Source organism: Acinetobacter sp. YH16056_T (assembly GCF_024605895.1).
GTDB classification, from domain to species: Bacteria; Pseudomonadota; Gammaproteobacteria; order Pseudomonadales; family Moraxellaceae; genus Acinetobacter; species Acinetobacter amyesii.
This window is the reverse complement of the sequence record NZ_CP094552.1, coordinates 1-5,957: the sequence shown is the minus strand read 5'-3', so window position 1 is coordinate 5,957 and position 5,957 is coordinate 1. Positions and strand designations below refer to the sequence as shown.

Annotated in this window: 8 protein-coding genes; 6 read left to right on the top strand and 2 right to left on the bottom strand. The window is 36.4% G+C overall.

The features are described from left to right. The first annotated feature begins 61 nt into the window (after positions 1-61). Together MST17_RS17090 and MST17_RS17085 are read left to right on the top strand one after the other, a co-directional pair. Entirely contained in the window at positions 62-307 is a 246-nt protein-coding gene (locus tag MST17_RS17090) for a type II toxin-antitoxin system RelB/DinJ family antitoxin (RefSeq protein ID WP_111885987.1), read from the top strand. Continuing rightward, the gene (locus MST17_RS17085; RefSeq protein ID WP_074947749.1) at positions 297-590 is read left to right on the top strand and encodes a type II toxin-antitoxin system RelE/ParE family toxin; all 294 of its coding nucleotides are present in this window, start codon (positions 297-299) and stop codon (positions 588-590) included. Before MST17_RS17090 ends, MST17_RS17085 begins: the two co-directional genes overlap by 11 nt. Before the next feature lie 45 nt (positions 591-635). Here the strand turns inward: MST17_RS17085 and MST17_RS17080 are convergent, their stop codons facing one another. Together MST17_RS17080 and MST17_RS17075 are read right to left on the bottom strand one after the other, a co-directional pair. Beyond that, positions 636-956 (bottom strand): GrlR family regulatory protein, encoded by a 321-nt coding sequence (locus tag MST17_RS17080; RefSeq protein WP_179997607.1) that lies wholly within the window; start codon positions 954-956, stop codon positions 636-638. 176 nt (positions 957-1,132) lie between these two features. Next, a complete protein-coding gene (locus MST17_RS17075) occupies positions 1,133-1,507 on the bottom strand; it encodes a hypothetical protein (protein WP_086322809.1) in 375 nt (124 codons plus the stop codon). A 258-nt stretch (positions 1,508-1,765) separates the two neighbouring features. Here MST17_RS17075 and mobQ point away from each other — a divergent pair, with 258 nt between their 5' ends. The 4 genes from mobQ (at position 1,766) to MST17_RS17055 (ending at position 5,814) form a co-directional block, all read left to right on the top strand. Continuing rightward, positions 1,766-3,520, top strand: a complete 1,755-nt coding sequence (gene mobQ, locus MST17_RS17070; RefSeq protein ID WP_257235117.1) for a MobQ family relaxase — start codon at positions 1,766-1,768, stop codon at positions 3,518-3,520. A gap of 635 nt (positions 3,521-4,155) precedes the next feature. Beyond that, positions 4,156-5,100 carry a replication initiation protein RepM gene (gene repM, locus MST17_RS17065; protein ID WP_068912167.1) on the top strand — a complete coding sequence of 315 codons (945 nt, stop codon included), beginning with the start codon at positions 4,156-4,158 and terminating at the stop codon, positions 5,098-5,100. A gap of 3 nt (positions 5,101-5,103) precedes the next feature. Next, the gene (locus tag MST17_RS17060; protein ID WP_180005593.1) at positions 5,104-5,658 is read left to right on the top strand and encodes a plasmid replication DNA-binding protein; all 555 of its coding nucleotides are present in this window, start codon (positions 5,104-5,106) and stop codon (positions 5,656-5,658) included. A 12-nt stretch (positions 5,659-5,670) separates the two neighbouring features. Then, entirely contained in the window at positions 5,671-5,814 is a 144-nt protein-coding gene (locus tag MST17_RS17055; RefSeq protein WP_166135746.1) for a hypothetical protein, read from the top strand. Positions 5,815-5,957 lie beyond the last annotated feature (143 nt).

Sequence of the window (5,957 nt, the reverse complement as noted above, 5' to 3'; positions counted from 1 at the left end):
CTAGCCACGTAATGCAACTTGCATTACAATATTCCTATGCATTCAATAAATGGGAAAAATAATGGCTACTGTTAACTTCAGGGTCGATGAAGCCCTTAAAGAAAAATCTTATTCAGTTCTAAGAGAACAAGGTATTGCACCTACTGAGTTTTTTACAAATGTCCTTGAATACATTGCAGCGACTGGGAAACTCCCTGTACAAAAAGCCTTACTCTCAGAAGAGGATACCGAGCTATTAGCGATTGTTCGTAAACGTATTAATGATCCTAAAGAAATGTTTGAGGAAATTACTTTAGATGACTTATAAGCTTTTACGTCATAAGGACTTCACAGCTGAATGGGAAAAGCTTCCTAGTGCTATAAGAGATCAATTTAAGAAAAAACTTGCCAAGGTCATAGAGCAGCCACATATTCCAAAGAATATGCTTAGAGGTGATCTTGCAGGTTGCTACAAAATTAAATTATTAAAGGCTGGAGTCCGACTAGTTTATCAAGTTAAAGATGATCAGGTAGTTATCTTGCTCATTACGGTTGGGAAACGAGCTGACAGCATAGTTTATGACGAAGCGAAAAAGCGCATTAAAGACTAAAAATGGGAGCTTAGAGCTCCCATTTTTGACTTCGCATAACGTGTATTATGTTAATTTTAGAAATAAGTCACCTATAAATTTTGCTTTTATATAAACGACTAAATTAGGTCTATTAGTAATACTCCCTAATAATTCATAATCATAATTCGTCTTTTTAATAGATACATTTAAAGTTTCATTTATAGCTTTTTCTATACTATTATCATGTTGTTTTATAATAACTTTCGATTTTTGATTAATGATTTCACCTTGAAAGGAAAATGCATAGTTTCCACCATTTATTATATTATTTTGTACTACAAAAACTCCATTACCAAAATCATTAAAATTATCTTGAAATTCAAGGAAGTAAATACCATCTCGCATTCTTAAAATACCAGTTCAACAAAGTGAGTGTTTTATATATTTTACGCCAATTTCAACTTTAAATAAGCTTTTAGTTGTTCAAACAAATTGAGCTACCTCTCCTGTAATACAAACATTAGCATTTCATAGTAGTTAACCTTTATTTAACATAAAATCTCTTATATGAAATTTAGAACTTATCCCTTAAAAAGATCATTAAAAAGCTCTTTATCTTTCTGTCTATTTTCTTCTGTCTTACTTTCCGCACTTAAAAACTGCTCAAAATCAGCCCATTGATGTTTAAAAGATTCATCATTCTTAAATTTATTCAAAACCCAAGCGCCAAGCAAAATTTTCCGTCTAGTTTCATTTTTCCGTTCTTGAGCTTTGGCTTCACTTAAAAGTTTTTGCTGCTTAAGTTTAAGCTCATTCTGTTTCTGTTTTGCCTGTTCTAAGATCTGCTCTTGTTCTTTTTTCAAATACTCAATTTGCTCTTGTAGAGATAACTTCTTCTGCTGTGCTTTAGTGAGCTTCTTTAAAACTGCATCTTTCTTTTCTTGAATATCTGACATAGTATTAAACCGTGATGATCAATAACCAAACATCATCATAGAGTCAAAAAACAAAGCGAGCAATATCAAACGTAGCGAAGCGAAGTTTTCCCGGAGTGAAACGAAGGGCGCACTTACCCACTTTTATCATTTCATTCAAAAGTGGACGTTGCGACAGGGGAAACCCCTGTACCCCATGACCTCGCTTTAGCATGGTCAGCAACTTTTTCAAAGTTGCAAAAATCAAAACCACGGTATGCAGAAATTTAGGTTTTTAAAGTGGCAATTTTTCATTTGAATGAAAGCAACATCTCACGAAGTGACGGACGTTCAGCCGTTGCTTGTGCTGCTTATCGTGCCTGTGAAAAATTAGAGGATCTGACTTTTGGAAAGACTCAGGACTACACTAAAAAAAAGGGACTTGCATACAAAAATATTTATGCACCAGAACATACCAATACAAAACTTTTAGACCGTCAAACACTTTGGAATACAGTAGAAAAAAAAGAATTCAATGCCAATGGCTCAATGAAAGCCAATGCACGACTCGCCAAAGAATATATCTGTGCTTTACCACATGAATTAACAGATGCAGAACGCATAAAAATCGTTGATGACTTTTGCCGAGACTTTGTGAACAAGCACAATGTTATTGTCGATGCCTGCATCCATGCACCACATGAACATAACGATGAAACCAATAATAAAAACTATCACGTACACATGATGTTCACGACCAGACTCATCAATGAAAAAGGCGAATTAGGAAAGAAACAAAGAATCTTCAACGACCATGGTCCCGAGATCCTGAAGGACAGCCGAGCAACTTTTGCCAATGTTGTAAACACAGTATTGGAAAATGCCGGACTAGACGAACGCATCGACCACCGGAGTTACAAGGATCAGGGCTTAGACTTTCTTGAACCCACTCATCATGAAGGGCATGAAGCTACAGCACTTCGCAGACAATATGACGAGGAACAAAAAAGACCGCTTGAAGAACGTAACACTGAAATTGTGCTGCCAAGAATTGCACTTGAAAATGATGCAATCAAAGCCAAAAATTTAGATGCTGCACGAGAATACCAACAGATCATCAAGGGCCTTGATCAAGAAATTATTGTTCCAAGTCGATTAGAAGATCAGATTACCCAGCTGGAAAACGAACTTCAGTTAACCGAAGCAGAAGAAAAAGAGCTTTTAGCAGAATTAGTAAATCTCAACCTAGAAGAAGAACGCCTGCAAGAACAACAGGTTCAACAGATCGACAACGCATATGATGACTTCATCCGGTGCCAAGATATTTATGCAGAATTTGCCAATCAGTTTTACACCATTCAAAGCAATGCTGCTGATAATCAAAAGCAGATTGAATCAAATCTCACCAAGACAAAACGATGGTTAGCAGAAAACAAAAGCGATTTTTACCTACATAGCAATAATTTGTTTTATGACTCTTATCATCATACTTACAGAGATATAAAAAAACCTGATTTTTATGCGACTGAAAAATCAGTAGAACAGGCAAAAAATGAGAACTGGAGAGAATACGCAACCGAGGTCGAACAACTTGCTAAAGAATACGATATTGAGAATGTCGTCCAACGCTTAGGTCAATGCTCAGAGATACTGGAAAATAATGGGATTGAACGACCAACGATAAAACCCACGTTTTGGCAGAAGCTAAAACGAGAGTACGTTCATTCATTCGATACCCTACATGATTTTAATGATGATATGAGTCCCCTCCTTAAAGCAAAACGGGCAGATGATCTCAAAATTGAACAAGAAAGAATGCAGCAAGTACGCCAAGCGGAAGTAGATCGCCAACGAAGAATTGAAAATGATCGCAGAGAAAGTGAATTTAGAGAGCAATTACGTAAAGAACGAGAGCAAAAAGAACAACGCTATGAACAAGAAAGACACGAACGAGAACATTTGGCATTTTTAAAACGCCAAGAATTGGAAAAACAGCAGAAAAATGAGCCTAAAAAACCAGAAAATGAAAATAACAACGATTACCGACCTTGGTGAATGCTGTTTAAACGCAAAAAAATAGGGTTTTTAGCGATGTTTTGCTAAACCACAGTAGATTTATAGTTGAGTTAAGAAAAAACTCTTAAATCGCAAATGAGAGCATTTAGCGAGTGTCTACGAGCGAACTACAGGGATCTAAATTTTTTCACCTGTTTTTCCCTGATTACAGGCTCCCCTGTGTATCAAGAACTCAGAATCAGAGCATCCCGAATGGGTGCGAACTGATTACGATGGCTTTATGTCGAGCGAAGCGAGTAAAAAGCTCATGAGCGAAGCGAATTCCGAGCTGCTTTTGCTTTTTTTTAAAGTCACAACCCAATGAGCCAAAAAATTGCCCCAACGAATCGAGCGAAAGCGAGATTCAATAGAGTTTGAGCGCAGCGAAAACCAAGGGCAATTTTTCCTTTCCTGGGCTTTTAATTATTTTTAAAGTTTTTAATGCTTTTAGACTCTCTGAAAACCTTTGTTTGCAAGGCTTTCAAGGTGGATAAGACTACAATTTCTTTGTCATAAGACTACAATTTCTTTGTCATAAGACTACAATTTCTTTGTCATAAGACTACAATTTCTTTGCATTTGATTACATCGAATGCTAATGTAGTCTTAATAACACTTATAACCTATGCAGTCTTATGAAAAATGACTTAGTAGTAAAAGATAATGCCTTAATTAATGCCAGTTATAATCTCGAAGTAACCGAGCAACGGCTTATCCTTTTATCAATAATAAGAGCAAGAGAAACAGGCCAAGGGATCTCATCCGACAGTAAATTAGAAATCCATGCTTCTGATTATGCTTCTCGCTTTGATGTCACCAAAGAAGCTGCGTATAACGCTCTAAAAAATGCAGTTAATAATCTTTTTGAAAGAAAGTTCTCTTTTAAGGAAATTCATAAAGATACAAACAAAGAAATTGTAGTCAAATCCCGCTGGGTTAGCCGAATTGCATATGTTGATGACCTTGCTACATTAGAAGTTACCTTTGCACCAGATGTTGTTCCTCTTATTACAAGATTGGAAAAGCACTTTACGAGCTATCAACTTAAACAGGTTGCGCAACTAACTAGCAAATATGCTATTCGTCTATATGAGTTTCTAATTGCTTGGAGAGACGTAGGAAAAACACCTGTTATTTCTTTATCTGAGTTCAGAGAAAAATTAGGACTTGAGATGAATGAATATCAAAAAATGGTTAATTTTAAAAGTCGTGTTTTAGAACCAGCCATAAAGCAAATCAATGAGCTGACTGATATACATGTAAAATACGAACAGTACAAAACAGGAAGATCTATCTCAGGCTTATCATTCACTTTTAAGCATAAAAAAATTGATTCGATACCTTCAGAAAGAGATCCAAACACGGTAGATCTCTTTACCCAAATGACCGATGCACAACGCCACATGTTTGCCAATAAACTTTCAGAGCTACCGGAAATGGGTCGGTATTCCCAGGGAACTGAAAGCTATCCACAATTTGCTATTCGTATTGCTGAGATGCTTCACGATCCTGAAAAAATCAAAGAACTATATCCATACCTAAAAAAAGTGGGATATATGCCATTAAATAAAAGGATTTAGTAAATGGCTAAATTATCACTAAGTGAAGTATCTAACCGCTTTAACGTCAGTCGTTCTACGCTATATAGGGCCATAAAAGAAGGGCGTATATCTCGAAGCGCTGATGGTCTTTTTGATATTGCAGAAGTCATCCGATGCTTTGGAGAGCCGATCAAAAAGCATGAACAAAAACAAGAAGTGGATCAGTCTAAAGATGATGCTGATTTACGTCAGCTTGTTGATTTTATGAAAAAGGAAATTGAGTCATACAAAGATCGTGAGAAACGCTATTTAGATCAAATAGACCGCTTTCAATTGCTATTAGGGCATAAAGAGTCTGAAGAAAAAATGTCTCATGATACACCAGTGACACATTCCAATGATGCACCATGCGACAACAATAATGGAATAAGTGAAACTATTGATAATAATAGAGATAGTGAAATTAAAACATCCCATGAGACATTGGTGACACGCCCTAATGAAACACCAAAACACGTACCAAATACGCATTATGAGACAAAGAAAAAACGTGGCTTATTTGGCCGTGTACTGAATGCTGTTTTTGATAATGACTAAGGGAGAAAGATCATGCCGAAACTGAAAGACATTGCCCTAGGCATTATTGTGGCCCCACTGTTGATCCCGATCATGCTGATCGCATCGTACCAGGATAAAAAGGAGCTGAAAAAAGAGCTGGATAAACGCCAAAAAGAAAAAGACCAGTCATCCTGATTATTCAATTGAGCTAATCAAAATCGTGAAACATTGCTTAAATAATAGGCGTGGAACGTGAAAAATCATAAAAAAAGCCCGGTCATGGAAACTCGGGCTATCAACTAGGAACTACAGCGTTGAATTATAAGGATAATTATAAC